The sequence below is a fragment of the Arcobacter rhizosphaerae genome (assembly GCF_049472155.1).
Classification (GTDB): Bacteria; Campylobacterota; Campylobacteria; order Campylobacterales; family Arcobacteraceae; genus Arcobacter_B.
The window spans coordinates 1-1,763 of sequence record NZ_JBMOVW010000019.1; the positions used below are offsets into that span (position 1 = coordinate 1).

Genomic DNA, 1,763 nt, shown 5'->3' on the forward strand with positions numbered 1-1,763 from the left:
GCAAGCTACCAAGCATCAGGAGAAGATGCAGATAATGATAATGATATTATCGATGGTGGAGCAAATAATGATACAATAGATTATAGTGGAAGTGAATTTGATAGTCATAAGATAAATGCGAACTTGTCAACAAATACAATCACAGCAGATGGAGCAGATAGTGATACTGTAACAAATGTAGAGAATATCATAGGAACAAACTATGATGATTCAGATATAAATACAATAGATGATATCATCATAGGAGATAATAAAGCCAATAGTATAAATGGAATGGCAGGAGATGATTCACTAGTAGGAAATGATAATGACGATATTATCCGAGGTGGAACAGGCTATGATACTATAGATGGTGGAGCAGATAATGATACATTATACGGAGATGCTGGAAATGATTTAATTCTTGGAGGAACAGGAGAAGATTCACTATATGGAAATGCAGATGATGATGTATTAGATGGTGGAGATAATGATGACTACTTAGATGGTGGAGCAGGGAATGATACACTTAAAGGTGGAGCAGGAGATGATTCATTATTAGGAGAAGCAGGAGATGATACTTTATTTGGAAGTACAACTGAGGGATTAGATGAATTAAATGGTGGAGCTGATACAGATACAGTAAGTTTCGAAGATGCAACTACAACTATTAATGTAGATTTATCAAATAGTTCAGCACAAGATGTTGGTGGTACAGCAGATGATGATGTTATTTTAAATAGTATAGAAAATGTAATTGGTTCAAACCAAAAAGATATTATCAAAGGTGATTCAGACCATAACTCACTATTTGGTGGAGCTGAGAATGATACATTAATAGGAAATGCCGGAAATGATATTTTAGATGGTGGTGCAGGATTAGAAGATGTAGCTGATTACTCAAATCAGGCAAATTCAATAACAGTAAATCTAAAAACACCAGATGCAAATGGAAATCAAGTAACGAATGATGGACAAGGCTTTGCAGATGAGTTAAAAAATATAGAGATTATTAGTGCTTCACAAGGTGATGATAACTTAACAGGAAGTGATAATGCAGATACATTTTTAGGAAATGCAGGAGCAGATGTAATAAATGCGAATGCAGGAGATGACTCAATAGATGGTGGAGCAGGTGAAGATATAATTCATGGAAATGCAGGTGATGATACAATCACAGCAGGAGCAGATGATGATGTAATCTATGGAGATGAAGGCGATGATAATATCCAAGGTGGAACAGGTGATGATAAGATAATCGCAAGCTACCAAGCATCAGGAGAAGATGCAGATAATGATAATGATATTATCGATGGTGGAGCAAATAATGATACAATAGATTATAGTGGAAGTGAATTTGATAGTCATAAGATAAATGCGAACTTGTCAACAAATACAATCACAGCAGATGGAGCAGATAGTGATACTGTAACAAATGTAGAGAATATCATAGGAACAAACTATGATGATTCAGATATAAATACAATAGATGATATCATCATAGGAGATAATAAAGCCAATAGTATAAATGGAATGGCAGGAGATGATTCACTAGTAGGAAATGATAATGACGATATTATCCGAGGTGGAACAGGCTATGATACTATAGATGGTGGAGCAGATAATGATACATTATACGGAGATGCTGGAAATGATTTAATTCTTGGAGGAACAGGAGAAGATTCACTATATGGAAATGCAGATGATGATGTATTAGATGGTGGAGATAATGATGACTACTTAGATGGTGGAGCAGGGAATGATACACTTAAAGGTGGAGCAGG

1 protein-coding gene is annotated in these 1,763 nt (G+C 35.3%); it reads left to right on the top strand.

Annotation, left to right across the window (positions count from 1 at the left end; genetic code table 11):
* On the top strand, positions 1 to 1,763 hold a 1,763-nt coding region (locus ACH5BH_RS14435; protein WP_423298834.1), incomplete at both ends, for a calcium-binding protein.